The organism is Deltaproteobacteria bacterium (genome assembly GCA_011773515.1).
GTDB lineage: Bacteria > Desulfobacterota > Deferrimicrobia > J040 > J040 > WVXK01.
In genome coordinates this window covers 1-14,933 of record WVXK01000091.1, presented here as the reverse complement: position 1 = coordinate 14,933, position 14,933 = coordinate 1, and the positions used below count along the sequence as shown (strand labels likewise).

Sequence of the window (14,933 nt, the reverse complement as noted above, 5' to 3'; positions counted from 1 at the left end):
GTCTTCCCGTGATCCACATGACCGATCGTGCCAACGTTCAAATGGGGCTTCTTTCTCTCAAACTTGGGCTTCGCCATGTCTCTCTCCTCCTCTTGTTCTTTATAAGCCTTTGACCTTCAGCAACTCATCGGACACGGAAATTGGTAATGCCTCATACTGGGAAAAATGCATCGAATAGGTCGCCCTTCCCTGGGTCAGTGACCTGAGATCTGTGGCGTAACCGAACATCTCGGCAAGCGGAACGAGAGCGTTGACCACCTGGGTCTTGTTCCTGGCCTCTACATTTTGCACCTTTCCTCTCCGGGAGCTGATATCTCCGATCACATCTCCCATGAAATCATCAGGCGTGACGATTTCGACCTTCATGATCGGTTCGAGAATAATCGGATCAGCTCCTTTGCACGCGAGCTTAAAGCCCATCGATGCGGCAATCTTAAATGCCATCTCGGAAGAGTCAACCTCATGAAATGAGCCGTCGAACAGGGTTACCTTCACGCCCACAACGGGATATCCTGCAATGATCCCCGTCTCGGCGGCCTCGCGAACACCCTTTTCAACGGAAGGAATGTATTCCCGGGGAATTGACCCGCCCACAATCTTGTTTTCGAAGACGACGCCGGAACCCTTTTCCCCCGGCTCCATGTCGAGCCACACGTGGCCATACTGCCCTCGGCCACCGGTTTGCTTGACGAATTTGCCTTCCGCCCTGCTTTTCACCCTCACCGTCTCCCGGTATGCCACCTGGGGCCTGCCCACGTTTGCCTGAACTTTGAACTCCCTGATCAGGCGATCGCAGATGATTTCAAGATGCAATTCGCCCATGCCCGAGATAAGGGTCTGCCCGGTCTCATCATCAGCGGTAATGCGGAACGACGGGTCCTCCATGGCAAGGCGGGAGAGGGACTGTCCGAGTTTTTCCTGATCTGCTTTGGTCCGGGGTTCAATTGAAACGGATATGACAGGGTCCGGGGGCGTTATCGTCTCGAGGACCACGGGGGACTCCTGTTTGCAGAGGGTGTCTCCCGTAGCCGTTGACTTGAGCCCGACGCAGGCGGCTATGTCGCCTGCATAAATGGCCTTTATGTCCTCCCTCTTGTTCGCATGCATCTTGAGCAGCCGACCGATTCTCTCTCTTTTTTCCCGGGAGGCATTGTATACGTAACTTCCCGTTTCGATGTGTCCTGAATATACCCTTATGTAGGTCAAATTACCGACAAAAGGGTCATTGAGGATCTTGAAAGCGAGGGCGGAAAAGGGCTCCTCGTCGGAGGAATGTCGCTCCACCACCTCCGCCGTCTGGGGGTTTATCCCTTTTATCGGAGGAATATCTTCCGGAGAGGGAAGGTAATCGACAACGGCATCGAGAAGCGTTTGGACCCCTTTGTTCTTGAATGCTGACCCGCACAGGATGGGAACGATCTTGAATTCAACCGTTCCCTTCCGGACGACTTCCCGGATCTCTTCCGGTGAGACAGCTTCCCCGTCTACGTATTTTGCCATTATGGATTCATCGACATCTGAGATGAGCTCGATCATTTTTTCCCGGGAAGCATTTGCCGCATCCCGGAAAGCTTCGGGAACCTCCTCGACCCTGAATTTGGCCCCCAGGGTATCTTCATCCCAGACGATTAATTTCAGATCGATAAGGTCTATGATGCCTTTGAAGGAATCCTCCTTGCCGTATGGAATTTGCAACGGTACGGGGAGTGCATGCAGCTTTTCTTCTATGTCTTCGACAACCTTCCAGAAATCTGCCCCCACACGGTCCATCTTGTTAACGAAAGCAATTCTGGGAATTTTGTATTTGTCTGCCTGCCTCCAGACTGTCTCCGACTGTGGTTCGACGCCACCGACCGCGCAAAAGACGGCAACCACCCCATCGAGGACTCGAAGCGCCCTCTCCACTTCTATTGTGAAGTCAACGTGTCCCGGCGTATCGATGATATTGATCCGGAAATCCCTCCAGAAGCAGGTCGTGGAGGCAGATGTTATGGTAATTCCCCTCTCCTGCTCCTGCTCCATCCAGTCCATCGTTGCAGTTCCTTCGTGGACCTCTCCCATCCTGTGGGACACACCCGTATAGTAGAGAATCCTCTCCGTTGTGGTTGTCTTACCGGCATCGATATGGGCCATTATGCCGATGTTTCTCTGTTTTTTCAGCGGGACCGCGCGTGCCAATTCGGCCTCCAAACGCTACCATCTATAGTGGGCAAAGGCTTTGTTAGCCTCGGCCATTTTATGGGTGTCTTCCTTTTTCTTGATCGAGCCACCCCGTTTGTTGTATGCATCGAGAAGTTCGTTCGTCAGTTTTTCCGTCATTGTTTTTTCAGATCGGTTTCTTGCAAATTGCACTATCCATCGTATGGCGAGTGAGAGCTGCTTGGCCGGCCTTACCTCAACGGGGACCTGATACGTTGCTCCCCCCACCCTTCTCGGCCTCACCTCGAGGACAGGCCTCACATTCTCGATCGCTTTTTTCATAACAGCGATGGGCTCCTCTCCCGTTTTCTCCCGAATCTTGTCGAGTGTCGTGTACACGATCCTGCGTGCAGCCGTCTTTTTCCCCTTTTTCATGACGACATTTATGACTTTGCCAACGATAATATCGTCAGTAACCGGGTCGGGAATGCTTTCTCTTTTTGGCGCAGGTCCTCTTCGAGGCATAATATTCTCCTTTTCTGCTCACCCTTTTTCAGAATAGCCGCATTAATCAAACAAATGAATCAGACAGCCAAACCAGGTATGAGAGCTCTATTTGGGCCTTTTCGTACCGTACTTCGACCTGCTCTTCCGTCTGTCTTCGACACCAACGGAATCCAGAACTCCTCTGACTATATGGTACCTCACTCCCGGCAGGTCTTTGACCCTGCCTCCTCTTATCAAGACGACCGAATGCTCCTGAAGGTTGTGCCCCTCACCCGGGATGTACGCCGTTACCTCGAACCCGTTTGTCAGCCGTATTCTCGCGACTTTCCGGAGTGCCGAATTCGGCTTTTTGGGGGTAGTCGTGTAAACCCTCGTGCAAACCCCCCTTTTTTGCGGGCAGGAAGACAGGGCAGGTGAGGCGCTCTTTGTTTTCGGCTTTTTCCTCGCCTTCCTGATAAGCTGGTTAATCGTCGGCATATCGGCGCGTCTCCACTTTATTGTCCAAATTTGCTAATTTATCACCTAATTTACTCGTGTGTCAATATATAATAATTATTCTGCCTGCTCTTCCACTTCTTTCTCGATGTGGGGTTCGACTTTCAGATAGTCTCGTCTTCCCGTGCCCGCCGGGATGAGCCTTCCCATGATAACGTTTTCTTTGAGCCCTCCGAGCAAATCGCATTTTCCGCTTACCGCTGCCTCGGTGAGCACCTTCGTTGTCTCCTGGAAAGATGCCGCTGATATCCAGCTGTCCGTTGAGAGTGATGCTTTTGTAATCCCGAGAAGTTGCGGCTCTGCCGTTGCGGGTCTTCCATTGTTCGCAAGGACCCTCTCATTTTCCATTCTGAACCTCCACTTCTCCACGCTCTCGTCAACCAGGAATGTCGTGTCGCCGGGGTCAACTATCTTGACCCTTCTTAACATCTGCCGAACGATAACCTCGATATGCTTGTCGTTGATTTTCACTCCCTGGAGACGGTAGACCTTCTGGATTTCATCAACGAGAAATTTCGCAAGTTCTTTCTCTCCGAGAACCCGGAGGATGTCGTGAGGATTCGGTGAACCCTCCATCAGGGGTTCGCCGGCCCTCACCCGCTCTCCATCGTGTACGATCACGTGCTTGCCCCTTGGAATAACATATTCACGGGCCTCGCCAACATCCGGCGTTACCGTTATCTTCCTCTTTCCCTTGATGTCTTTTCCGAGCCTGACCAGGCCATCGATTTCAGATATGACGGCATTGTCTTTTTGTTTTCGCGCTTCGAAGAGCTCCACCACCCTTGGAAGGCCACCCGTGATATCCTTGGTCTTGGTGGTTCCCCTGGGTATCTTTGCGATGATGTCGCCGGCCTCGACTTCCATGCCCTCTTCAACTCTGATGTTTGCACCGACGGGGAGCAGGTATCGAGCGTCTGCTGTAGACCCCGGGAGTTTCATGGTCCGCCCCTTTGCGTCCTTTATCGATATCCTGGGACGCGCTTCCGGATCTCGCGGCTCGATAACCACCTGGGAGGCTTTTGAGGTAACTTCGTCGACCTGCTCTTTCATCGTTATGCCTTCTTTGATGTCCCCGAACTTTATCTTTCCCGGCACTTCCGTCAGTATGGGGATATTGTAGGGGTCCCACTCTCCGAGCCTCGTGTTTGCCTTTATTTTCTCCTTTTCAGATACAAATATCGTCGCTCCATAGGTGACGGGATATTTTTCCCTTTCCCTTCCGGCGTCATCGATTATTACGATCTCTCCGTTTCTCGCCATGGCAACGCTCGTGCCGTCGCTCTTTTCCACGGTGTGGAGGTTGTTGAACTTTACAACCCCCGGATTTTTATTCTCAATGAAGGATTGCTCGACGCTTCTCGAGGCCGCCCCGCCGATGTGGAAGGTTCTCATCGTGAGCTGCGTGCCGGGCTCCCCGATCGACTGGGCAGCGATAATCCCTATCGCCTCTCCCATGCTGACCATATTTCCCCGTGCCAGGTCTCTCCCGTAACACTTTGCACAGATGCCTCTTTTGAGCTGGCAGGATATAACCGATCGGATCATGACTTCGTCTATTCCCGCGTCCTGGATCCTTCGTGCCTTGTCCTCGGTGATCTCTTCATTTGCGGCAACAATAACCTCTTCCGTTACGGGGTCGATGACATCCTCGAGGGCGACCCTTCCGAGCAGCCGATCGGCGAGGGTGTCGATTATCTCTCCCCCTTCGATGAGGGCTCTCATCTCGACTCCCTCGAGGGTTTGACAGTCCTCATCGCCGATCATTCCATCCTGGGCCACATCGACGAGTCTCCGCGTCAGGTATCCGGCATTCGCAGTTTTCAGCGCCGTGTCGGCGAGTCCCTTTCTCGCGCCATGAGTCGATATAAAGTACTGGAGAACGGAAAGGCCTTCCCGGAAATTCGAGGTGATCGGCGTCTCGATTATCTCCCCCGTGGGCTTTGCCATGAGGCCCCTCATCCCTGCAAGCTGCCGCATCTGCTTATCGGAACCTCTCGCGCCGGAATCCGCCATCATATAGATGGGATTGAAGGATTGAATTTTTACTTCCTTCCCGGCCTTGTCTTTGACCGTTTCCTCCTCCATCTCCTTCATCATCTCGTCAGCGACCTCTTCCGCCACGCCTGACCAGATATCCACGACTTTGTTGTACCGCTCACCGTCAGTGATCAGGCCTTCCGTGTACTCCCTGATCACCGACTCGACCATCTTCGTTGCCCTATCAATCATTTTATGCTTGTTCGAGGGTATCTTGAGGTCATCGACTGATATGGAAATTCCCGAGTAGGTGGCGTACTGAAATCCGAGTTTTTTCAGCCTGTCAGAGAGGATCACCGTTGCTTTCGTTCCACAGTGGCGAAAGGCGTAATCGATGAGGTCACCAAGGTCTTTTTTCTTCATCACCTTGTTGACCATGTAAAAAGGAATTTCCTCCGGTAATATCCCGTAAAGAATGACCCTTCCCACCGTGGTCTCGACCAGGTTCCCGTTCAGCCTCGCCCTGATGAGCGCATGAATGTCTATTTCCTTGGAGTCATACGCAATCCGGACCTCATCCAGGTCCGCAAACGTTTTCCCTTCCCCCTTCGCGCCTACCTTGTCCCTGGTAAGGTAATAGATGCCGAGCACTATGTCTTGCGTGGGCCCGATGATCGGTTTTCCGTGGGCCGGTGAAAGTATATTGTTCGTCGACATCATGAGAACCCTGCTCTCGCTTTGTGCTTCGATGGAGAGAGGCACGTGAACGGCCATCTGGTCGCCGTCGAAGTCGGCATTGAACGCCGAACACACGAGCGGATGTAGCTGGATGGCTTTCCCTTCGATGAGCACCGGCTCGAATGCCTGCATTCCGAGCCGGTGGAGGGTCGGGGCCCTGTTCAAGAGGACGGGATGCTGCCTGATGACTTCATCGAGGGCATCCCAAACCTCCCTCATCTCTTTCTCCACGAGTTTTTTGGCCTGTTTGATTGTGGTCGAGTGCCCTCCCTCTTCGAGCTTATTGAACACGAACGGTTTATACAGCTCCAGTGCCATCTTTTTCGGCAGACCGGTCTGGTGCAGTTTCAATTCAGGGCCCACGACGATAACAGACCTGCCGGAATAATCGACCCTCTTTCCGAGAAGATTCTGGCGGAACCTTCCCGACTTCCCCTTGAGCATATCGCTTAAAGACTTGAGTGGCCGCCTGTTCGATCCCGTTATGACCTTCCCCCTTCTGCCGTTGTCAAAGAGCGCATCAACGGCCTCCTGAAGCATCCTCTTTTCGTTCCTGATGATTATGTCGGGAGCGTTGAGGTCCATAAGCTTTCTGAGCCTGTTGTTTCTGTTTATGACCCTCCGGTAAAGATCGTTTAAATCGGAGGTGGCGAAACGTCCCCCGTCAAGGGGAACGAGGGGCCGAAGATCCGGAGGAAGAACGGGCAAGACTTCCAGGATCATCCAATCCGGGCGCTGCACCGACTCCCTGAAAGCTTCGACGACTTTTAACCTCTTCGCCAGCTTCTTCTTTTTTGCATCGGAGGTGGTCTCTAAAAGCTCCGCCCGCAAATGCTCGGATAGCTTTTCGCAGTCTATCTCCCGCAAGAAGTCCCTGACAGCTTCGGCACCGATACCTACCGTAAATTTGTCGCCGTGGTCTTCCTTGTACTTCCGGTACCCCTCTTCGGTGAGAAGAGTGTTCTTCTGGAGATCCGTGTCCCCCGGATCAATAACGATGTATTTTTCAAAGTAGAGTACGCTTTCCACCTCTTTCATGGTGAGGTCAAGGATCGTGCCGATTCTGCTGGGGAGGCTCTTCAAAAACCAGATATGGGCCACAGGGGCGGCAAGCTCTATGTGTCCCATTCTTTCCCTTCTCACCTTCGACTGGATAACCTCGACGCCGCACTTTTCGCACACGATACCCCGGTGCTTCATGCGCTTGTACTTGCCGCACAGGCACTCGTAATCTTTGGTCGGCCCGAATATTTTGGCGCAGAAGAGGCCATCCCTCTCCGGCTTCAGTGTTCTGTAGTTGAGAGTCTCCGGTTTTTTTACCTCTCCGTGGGACCATTTTCGGATCATATCCGAAGAGGCGATAGAGATTTTGATGCTCGAGATGTTGAGCGGATTACGGGGACTTTCTAAAATCTTGAGTATGTCTTCCAATTTTATCCCTCCAATTAAGGGGTTGACTGACTATTCCTCACTTTGAAGGTCAACGTTCAATGCAAGAGCCTGGAGTTCCTTGATGAGAACGTTGAACGACTCCGGCAGTCCGGGCTCCAGGCTAAACCCTCCCTTGACGATCGACTCGTACATCCTGGCTCTGCCGGGGACATCATCGGATTTAACCGTGAGAAATTCCTGGAGTGTGTGGGCTGCCCCATACGCCTCGAGAGCCCATACCTCCATTTCCCCGAGGCGCTGACCGCCAAACTGTGCCTTGCCGCCCAGCGGCTGCTGTGTAACGAGAGAGTAAGGTCCTGTGGACCGGGCGTGTATCTTGTCGTCCACAAGGTGGTTGAGTTTGAGCATGTACATGAGGCCGACGGTAACTTTTCGCTTGAAGGCGAGTCCCGTCCTCCCGTCATACAGGTTCGCCTGGCCATCCAGGGGCAAACCCGCCATCCTCAGGTAATCCCTGATTTCGGACTCTTTCGCTCCGGAAAAAACCGGGGTTGCCATGAATACGCCGTTTTTCAAATCATTTGCTATCTTTAGCACATCTTCTTCAGGTAATGATTCAACATATTCGCTAAATTCTACCGAATTATATACTTTCTTAAGCCATTCTTTAATTGCAGATTGGGAATAGTTCTCCATAATGTGTCTCTCTATCTCTTTCCCGAGCTCGGAGGCTGCCCAACCCAAGTGGGTTTCGAGAATCTGGCCCACGTTCATCCTCGAGGGCACACCGAGAGGATTCAGCACGATATCGACGGGCGTGCCATCTTCCAGGTAGGGCATGTCTTCTATGGGAAGAACCATCGAGATGACCCCTTTGTTGCCATGACGCCCGGCCATCTTGTCGCCCACCGAGAGTTTTCTTTTCATTGACACGTATGCCTTGACAGTTTTGAGAACACCCGGAGGGAGCTCATCGCCTCTTTGTACCCGGTCAAATTTTTCTGCAAACCGCTTCTTGATCTGGCTTTTATGCGCCGTTGCCATATCCAATATCTCTTTGTTCTTCAGGTTTATCTCCGGATCTTCCACGGTGTTGATGTCAGCCAACCTCTCCCTCGGGATCTTTTTGAATATCTCCTCGGTAATGGTTTTATTTTTCTGGACCAATACCGATGAGCGATCGGGGGACATTATCCGTGTGGCAGCTGTTTTACCCACGAGGTTGCCCTTGATCCTTCCCTCCATATTTTCCGTAACTATTCTCAACTCATCCTTCTCATCCCTTTTGAGGGCTTCGATTTCCTTCTCTTCCAGTTCCCGGGCCCTGTCATCCTTCTCGCCACCCTTCCGGGTGAAAATCTTGGCGTCGATGACGATACCGTCGATTCCCGGCGGTACCCGGAGGGATGTGTCTTTGACGTCTCCCGCCTTGTCCCCAAATATGGCACGGAGGAGCTTTTCTTCCGGGGTCAGCTGGGTTTCCCCTTTGGGCGTAACCTTCCCCACCAGTATATCCGTATGGGACACCCGGGCACCGATCCTCACGATGCCGCTTTCGTCGAGATTTTTCAGCGCTTCCTCGCCGACGTTGGGGATATCGTTCGTTATCTCTTCCTTTCCGAGTTTCGTCTCCCTCGCCATACATTCGAACTCTTCTATGTGAATCGACGTGTACACGTCATCCCGAACCAGCCTCTCGCTGATCAGGATGGAGTCCTCGAAGTTGTATCCCCCCCAGGGCATAAAGGCAACGAGAACATTGCGCCCCAGAGCAAGTTCCCCTTTGCTTGTCGCCGGCCCGTCCGCTATGACTTCCCTCTTTTTCACCCTGTCCCCGATTCCGACCACCGGCTTTTGGTTTATGCAGGTATTCTGATTTGACCTGGTAAACTTGTTCAGGTTGTATATATCCGCCCCGAGCCTTCCCATCTGGTCTGGCTCCTCGGCTTTGATGACAATCCTCGTTGCATCCACGAACTCAACGATTCCCGCGCGTTTCGCTACCACCGTTGCCCCTGAATCGGCAGCGGCCACGCTTTCGATGCCGGTTCCAACGAGGGGGGGCTCGGTTCTCAACGAAGGAACGGCCTGCCTCTGCATGTTGGAACCCATGAGTGCCCTGTTTGCATCGTCGTGTTCCAGAAAGGGAATGAGGGATGCCGCAACGGAAACGAGCTGATTCGGGGACACATCCATGAGTGTAATCTCAGATGCGCTCACCATGGTGAATTCGCCCTTTTTTCTCGCTATGACGATGTCATTGACAAAATATCCCTCCTCGTTGAGAAGGGCGTTTGCCTGCGCTATGACATGTTCCCCCTCTTCGATCGCCGACAGGTAGACCACCTCGTCAGTGACCTTCCCCTCCTTCACCAACCGGTAGGGCGTTTCGATGAACCCGAACTCGTTTACCTTTGCGTAAATTGCAAGAGAACCGATGAGCCCGATGTTCGGGCCCTCTGGTGTTTCTATCGGACAGATCCTTCCGTAATGGGTCGGGTGGACATCTCTCACCTCAAACCCTGCCCTGTCACGTGTGAGACCGCCGGGGCCCAGCGCTGACAGCCTCCTTTTATGCGTAATTTCCGAGAGAGGATTTGTCTGGTCCATGAACTGGGAAAGCTGGCTGGAACCGAAGAACTCTTTGATCTGAGCCGATACGGGTTTGGAGTTTACCAGATCATGAGGCATGGCTGTGTCAAGGTCCTGGTGTGTCATCCTCTCCTTGATCGCTCGATCAACCCTCAGCAGGCCATCCCGGAGGGCTTTCTCCACGAGCTCGCCAACCGTTCTTACCCGTCTGTTGCTCAAGTTGTCGATGTCGTCAGGCTCGCCGTTTCCGTTTTTCAGATCGATAAGATACTTTATTATCGCGACGATATCTTCTTTTCTGAGCGCCACGTGCTCCAGGGGAACATCCTTTAACCCCAGCTTGTAGTTCAACTTCAACCTTCCCACACGGGAAAGCGAATACCGGTCCGGGTTGAAGAACAGGTTCTGGAAAAGATGTTCGGCAGCATCAAGGGTCGGCGGGTCGGTTGGCCTCATCTTCTTGTATATTTCCTTCAGCGCAGACTCTCTGTCCTTCGTCTTGTTCTGCCAGAGGTCCTCCCAGATGCACTTGTCCGCCGTTACGACCGTACTGACTTCCATCTTTTTTATATCTCTTGCCCGGACCTCCTCCAGATCTTCATCTCCTATCGGCTTGCCGGACTCGATGATCACCTCATTCGAGGATGGGTCAACCACCTCTTTCACGGAGACCTGTCCCTTGAGCGTGTCAATTGGCAGTTCCACCTTACCGAGGTCTATCTCGCCGTACCTTTCGGCCCTCAACCTCTGGACTTTCTGCCCTTTTCTCACGATTACTTCTTTCGTCTCCGGGTGGCGTATCTCAGCGGGTGACCTCTTTCCCACCATGTCAAAAAGATTCAGCTTCTTCTCGTACACGTCTCCCTTTATGGTAACTTCCTCCACCTTGTAAAATTCCTTCATCGCATCCTCGAGGGAGTATCCGAGGGCCCGCAAAAAGACCGCGATGGGAAACTTCTTCTTCCTGTCGATTTTGACAAAGAGGGACTCCTTGTGATCGAATTCGAAATCCAGCCAGGAGCCGTTGTTCGGTATGATTCTCGAGGAGAACGAGGTCTTTTCGGTAATGCCACCCCTTGACTTGTCCTTCTCGAAGTACACTCCCGGCGAGCGTTGGACCTGACTTACGATAACCCGCTCTGTCCCGTTGACGATAAAGGTTCCCTTGTCCGTCATGAGCGGTATTTCTCCAAAAAACACTTCCTGCTCCTTGACGTCCCGAATCGTCCTGTTCCCCGTTGTTTCGTCTATGTCAAAGAGCACAAGCTGAAATCTGACCTTCATCGGCGCCGCGTAGGTCATCCCCCTTTCCCGGCACTCGTCTTCGCTGTACTTCGGCGTTTCGATGGAATAGCTGATAAAGTCCAGATGCGCCCTTCCATTGGGATCGCTTATGGGGAACACACCGCGAAACACTGCCTGAAGGCCGATATTTTTTCGCTCATCGGGTACGATATCGCTCTGCAGGAAGTTCCCGTATGACTCTAACTGCAACTTGATCAGGTGGGGACTCCCCAGCACGGTTCGAATCTTTGAGAAATTAACCCTTTTGATCCTGTTGGTATAATCAAGATAACCCATCTTGACTCCCTATCATGAAAACAGTTTTATTGGGGACCGGGAAAGCGCCCCCGGTTTAAACCGACACCTTAACTTAACTCAATTCAGCCGTTCCCCCTGCCTCCTCGAGCTTTTTCTTGGCTTCCTCCGCCTCCTCCTTGGAAACCCCTTCCTTCACCGATTTGGGAACGCTTTCAACGAGCTCCTTGGCCTCTTTGAGACCGAGACTCGTGATTTCCCGTACCGCCTTGATGACATTGATTTTTTTATCGCCGAATTCCTTCAGGATGACATCGAACTCTGTTTTCTCCTCAGCCGCTTCAGCGGCAGGAACCTGTGGACCCGCAGCTGCAACGACAGCCGGAGCCGAGGCTGATACGCCGAATTTTTCCTCGAGATCCTTGATCAACTCGGATAGTTCCAGAACAGACATGCTTTCGATAAAGCTGATAACGTCCCCTTTCGTTATTGCTGCCATTTTATCCTCCTTGAATTGAAACTATTTTTATTGTCTTTCTTTCTGATCCAGAATCGCGTTCAACGAATAGAGCAGCTGCCGGGGAATTGCCGAAAGTACGCCAACAAGCCCCGAAATAGGCGCGGCTATCGTGCAGACCAGCTTCGCGGTGAGTTCCTCCTTTGGCGGAAGCTGGGCAATCGTAATGACATCTTTCGCCGTAACCGTCCTATCCCCCAGCATGCCTCCAATTGCTTCAATCTTCGGCACCTTGTCGGTAAATCCCTTGAAGGTCTTTGCCACAGGCACCGGATCTTCGTAGGCAAAGACAACAGCTGTAGAACCCGTTATGTCCTCCAGGAGTGTCTCGAGGGGGGAGCCCTGCGTGGCTAATTTCAGGAGGCTTATCTTGGTAACCTTTAACTCCCCGCCGGCCTCGCGCAGCTTCCTGCGAAGGTCGGTAATCTCGGCAACAGAGAGGCCGCTCATCCTCGTCAGAACAGCACCCTTCTGCCTGGACACCTTCTCCTTCAGCTCCTCGACTATCTGTTCCTTTTCCTTACGGGTTTTTTTCGCCAAATTGTGTCGCCCTCCTTTCTTTTTTGTTCCTTCTGTCAAAACAGAGGGCTCTTTTGAACCATTCGGATGCAAATCTCAGAAGTTCTTCGTCTCGGTAGGCCGGATAGGAATTGCAATCCGATTAAACACTCACCGTGAACCTACTGTCTTTGACAGTCACGCTATTTTCATCAAACCTTCAACTCATTCAAAACCTGCGCGGCATTGATCTTGACGCCGGGGCTCATCGTCGTGGAGAGAGTTACGCTCCGTATGTAGGTACCCTTCAGGTTCTGCGGTTTCGCCCTGGCAACAGACTCGAGGAAAGCGTAGAAATTATCTTTGATTTTCCCCGGCTCGAAAGAAATTTTTCCGATACCCGCATGAAGAGCACCCGTCCTGTCTACCTTGTACTCGACTCTCCCCGTTTTCAGCTCTTTTACCGCTTTTCCCACATCGAAGGTAACGGTTCCCACCTTGGGGTTCGGCATCAGGCCGCGAGGCCCGAGAATTTTTCCAATTTTGCCCACCTGGCTCATCATGTCGGGAGTGGCGACTGCTTTATCAAACTCCAACCACCCCTCTTTTATTTTGTTCACGAGGTCATCGCCACCCACGAAGTCGGCACCGGCATCCTTTGCCTCCTTTTCCTTCTCTCCCTTTGCAAATACAAGCACCCTGACTTCCTTTCCTGTCCCCTGGGGCAGCAGGACAGAACCTCGAACCTGCTGATCCGGATATTTTGGATCAACACCGAGTTTCATGGAGATATCCACCGTTTCACTGAATCCGGCCTTCGCCATCTGCTTCAAAAGCGTGATGGCTTCGTCTATTCCATACCTCTCCTCTCTGTTGACGAGTCCCGCAGCTTCAAGGTATTTCTTCCCTCTTCTCGACATCTCGTTGCTCCTTTATATAATATCTATTCCCATACTTTTCGCAGTGCCTTCAATCGTCCTCATTGCCCCCTCGATGTCTTTCACTTCGAGATCGGGTAGCTTGATCCGCGCAATCTCCTCTACCTGGGCCCTCGTTACCTCTCCCACCTTGTCCATCTTTGGGTTTCCGCTCCCCTTCTCAACACCTGCAGCTTTCAAAATGAGGATCGAGGCGGGGGGGGTCTTGGTTATGAATGCAAAGGACCTGTCGGCAAACACGGTTATGACCACCGGGATGATCATTCCCTCCTGGCTCTGGGTCTTTGCATTGAAGGCCTTGCAAAACTCCATGATATTTACACCGTGCTGACCCAGAGCAGGCCCTACCGGCGGCGACGGGTTAGCCTTGCCGGCGGGTATCTGCAGCTTTATCTGGCCTATGACTTTCTTTGCCATGTCTCTTCTCTCCCTCTGTCAGCTTTTTTCCACCTGTGTAAAGTCAACCTCTACCGGGGTTGGCCTCCCAAATATGGAAACCGATATCACCACTTTCCCCTTTTCCTCGAGGATTTCTTCAACGGTTCCCATGAAGTTTGAAAAGGGCCCGTCAACGACGCGCACCGTTTCCCCCGCTTCAAAGTGAATCTTCGGTTTTGGCTTGAGTCGTCCTTCGGCCATCAAATTGGTGATCTCCACCACGTCTTCCTCCGGTATGGGCTGCGGTGTCTGACCGCCAACGAAGCCGGTCACCCGTGGAGTCCTCCGGACGAGGTGCCAGGTCCTGTCATTCATCTCCATCTGGACGAGAAGATATCCCGGGAAGAAGCTCTTCTCCACGGTCTTTTTGTCTCCCTTTTTTGCCTCGATTACCGTTTCCGACGGAATGAGGATGTCGCCGAAAGAATCTTCGACTCCTTCGGACTTGATTTTTCTCCGCAGCGCCTCCTCAACTCTCTTCTCATATCCAGAGTATGTCTGGACGACAAACCACTTTTTGGACATTTTTGCCTCTTTGTTTAATACCTAAGGAACGACTGAATTCCTCTTCCAATGCCAAAATCAGCGAGGCCAAGAAAAAGAACTATGATAAGAACGCATATGATAACGACTACAGTTGTTCCCAGCGTCTCTTTCCTCGTTGGCCAGGTGACCTTTTTCATTTCCGCCCTGAACTCAGAGAGAAAATTCTTTACTCTCGCAACCAGCGGGAGCGAAGGCTTCCTCACATCTTTCGCAGTCTCCATCGTCGATCGAACACCTGGCAGTCTTCCGTATAACCTCTCCTTGAAGTTCTTTGCCATTTTTCTCCTCAGAATTCATCTGGCAGGCCAGGAGGGATTCGAACCCCCAACACCCGGATTTGGAGTCCGGTGCTCTAACCGTTGGAGCTACTGGCCTGTAATTTTCTTATTTGGTCTCCTTGTGAACCGTGTGCCTGTTGCAGGTGGAACAGTATTTTTTTAATTCCAGCTTCTCACTCATGGCTTTTTTATTCTTCGTCGTTGTATAGTTTCTGTTCCTGCAATCGGAACAGGCCAAGGTTATGATTTCCCGCATTATATTTTTTCCTTTGCCTACTTGATTATTTCCGACACCACACCTGCGCCGACGGTCCTTCCGCCCTCACGGATGGCAAA

Annotated in this window: 13 protein-coding genes, 1 tRNA gene and 1 pseudogene (1 of these 15 running past the window's edge); all 15 read right to left on the bottom strand. The window is 52.1% G+C overall.

Annotated elements, in window-relative coordinates; genetic code table 11:
- A pseudogene (locus GTN70_09605) lies at positions 1-77 on the bottom strand (hypothetical protein); it reaches 279 nt to the left of the window's first position.
- Between the two features lie 22 nt (positions 78-99).
- Positions 100-2,178: an elongation factor G gene (gene fusA / locus GTN70_09600; GenBank protein NIO17232.1), complete on the bottom strand. Its 2,079-nt coding sequence runs from the start codon at positions 2,176-2,178 to the stop codon at positions 100-102.
- Positions 2,179-2,193: 15 nt separating this feature from the next.
- Positions 2,194-2,664 (bottom strand): 30S ribosomal protein S7, encoded by a 471-nt coding sequence (rpsG, locus tag GTN70_09595; protein ID NIO17231.1) that lies wholly within the window; start codon positions 2,662-2,664, stop codon positions 2,194-2,196.
- A gap of 87 nt (positions 2,665-2,751) precedes the next feature.
- Positions 2,752-3,123 carry a 30S ribosomal protein S12 gene (locus tag GTN70_09590; GenBank protein NIO17230.1) on the bottom strand — a complete coding sequence of 124 codons (372 nt, stop codon included), beginning with the start codon at positions 3,121-3,123 and terminating at the stop codon, positions 2,752-2,754.
- A 75-nt stretch (positions 3,124-3,198) separates the two neighbouring features.
- Entirely contained in the window at positions 3,199-7,290 is a 4,092-nt protein-coding gene (gene rpoC / locus GTN70_09585; GenBank protein NIO17229.1) for a DNA-directed RNA polymerase subunit beta', read from the bottom strand.
- 30 nt (positions 7,291-7,320) lie between these two features.
- Positions 7,321-11,424, bottom strand: a complete 4,104-nt coding sequence (rpoB, locus tag GTN70_09580) for a DNA-directed RNA polymerase subunit beta (GenBank protein NIO17228.1) — start codon at positions 11,422-11,424, stop codon at positions 7,321-7,323.
- Between the two features lie 73 nt (positions 11,425-11,497).
- Positions 11,498-11,872, bottom strand: a complete 375-nt coding sequence (gene rplL / locus GTN70_09575; protein ID NIO17227.1) for a 50S ribosomal protein L7/L12 — start codon at positions 11,870-11,872, stop codon at positions 11,498-11,500.
- Between the two features lie 36 nt (positions 11,873-11,908).
- Positions 11,909-12,439 (bottom strand): 50S ribosomal protein L10, encoded by a 531-nt coding sequence (gene rplJ / locus GTN70_09570; protein ID NIO17226.1) that lies wholly within the window; start codon positions 12,437-12,439, stop codon positions 11,909-11,911.
- 170 nt (positions 12,440-12,609) lie between these two features.
- Positions 12,610-13,317: a 50S ribosomal protein L1 gene (locus GTN70_09565; protein ID NIO17225.1), complete on the bottom strand. Its 708-nt coding sequence runs from the start codon at positions 13,315-13,317 to the stop codon at positions 12,610-12,612.
- Between the two features lie 12 nt (positions 13,318-13,329).
- A complete protein-coding gene (gene rplK, locus GTN70_09560; protein ID NIO17224.1) occupies positions 13,330-13,752 on the bottom strand; it encodes a 50S ribosomal protein L11 in 423 nt (140 codons plus the stop codon).
- Between the two features lie 18 nt (positions 13,753-13,770).
- Positions 13,771-14,298 carry a transcription termination/antitermination protein NusG gene (gene nusG / locus GTN70_09555; GenBank protein NIO17223.1) on the bottom strand — a complete coding sequence of 176 codons (528 nt, stop codon included), beginning with the start codon at positions 14,296-14,298 and terminating at the stop codon, positions 13,771-13,773.
- Between the two features lie 14 nt (positions 14,299-14,312).
- Positions 14,313-14,597, bottom strand: a complete 285-nt coding sequence (gene secE, locus GTN70_09550; GenBank protein ID NIO17222.1) for a preprotein translocase subunit SecE — start codon at positions 14,595-14,597, stop codon at positions 14,313-14,315.
- Positions 14,598-14,617: 20 nt separating this feature from the next.
- A tRNA-Trp gene (locus GTN70_09545) sits at positions 14,618-14,694 on the bottom strand.
- 9 nt (positions 14,695-14,703) lie between these two features.
- Positions 14,704-14,853, bottom strand: a complete 150-nt coding sequence (gene rpmG / locus GTN70_09540; GenBank protein NIO17221.1) for a 50S ribosomal protein L33 — start codon at positions 14,851-14,853, stop codon at positions 14,704-14,706.
- Positions 14,854-14,870: 17 nt separating this feature from the next.
- Positions 14,871-14,933, bottom strand: a 63-nt coding sequence (locus GTN70_09535; GenBank protein NIO17220.1) for a hypothetical protein, incomplete at its 5' end; no start/stop codon positions are given.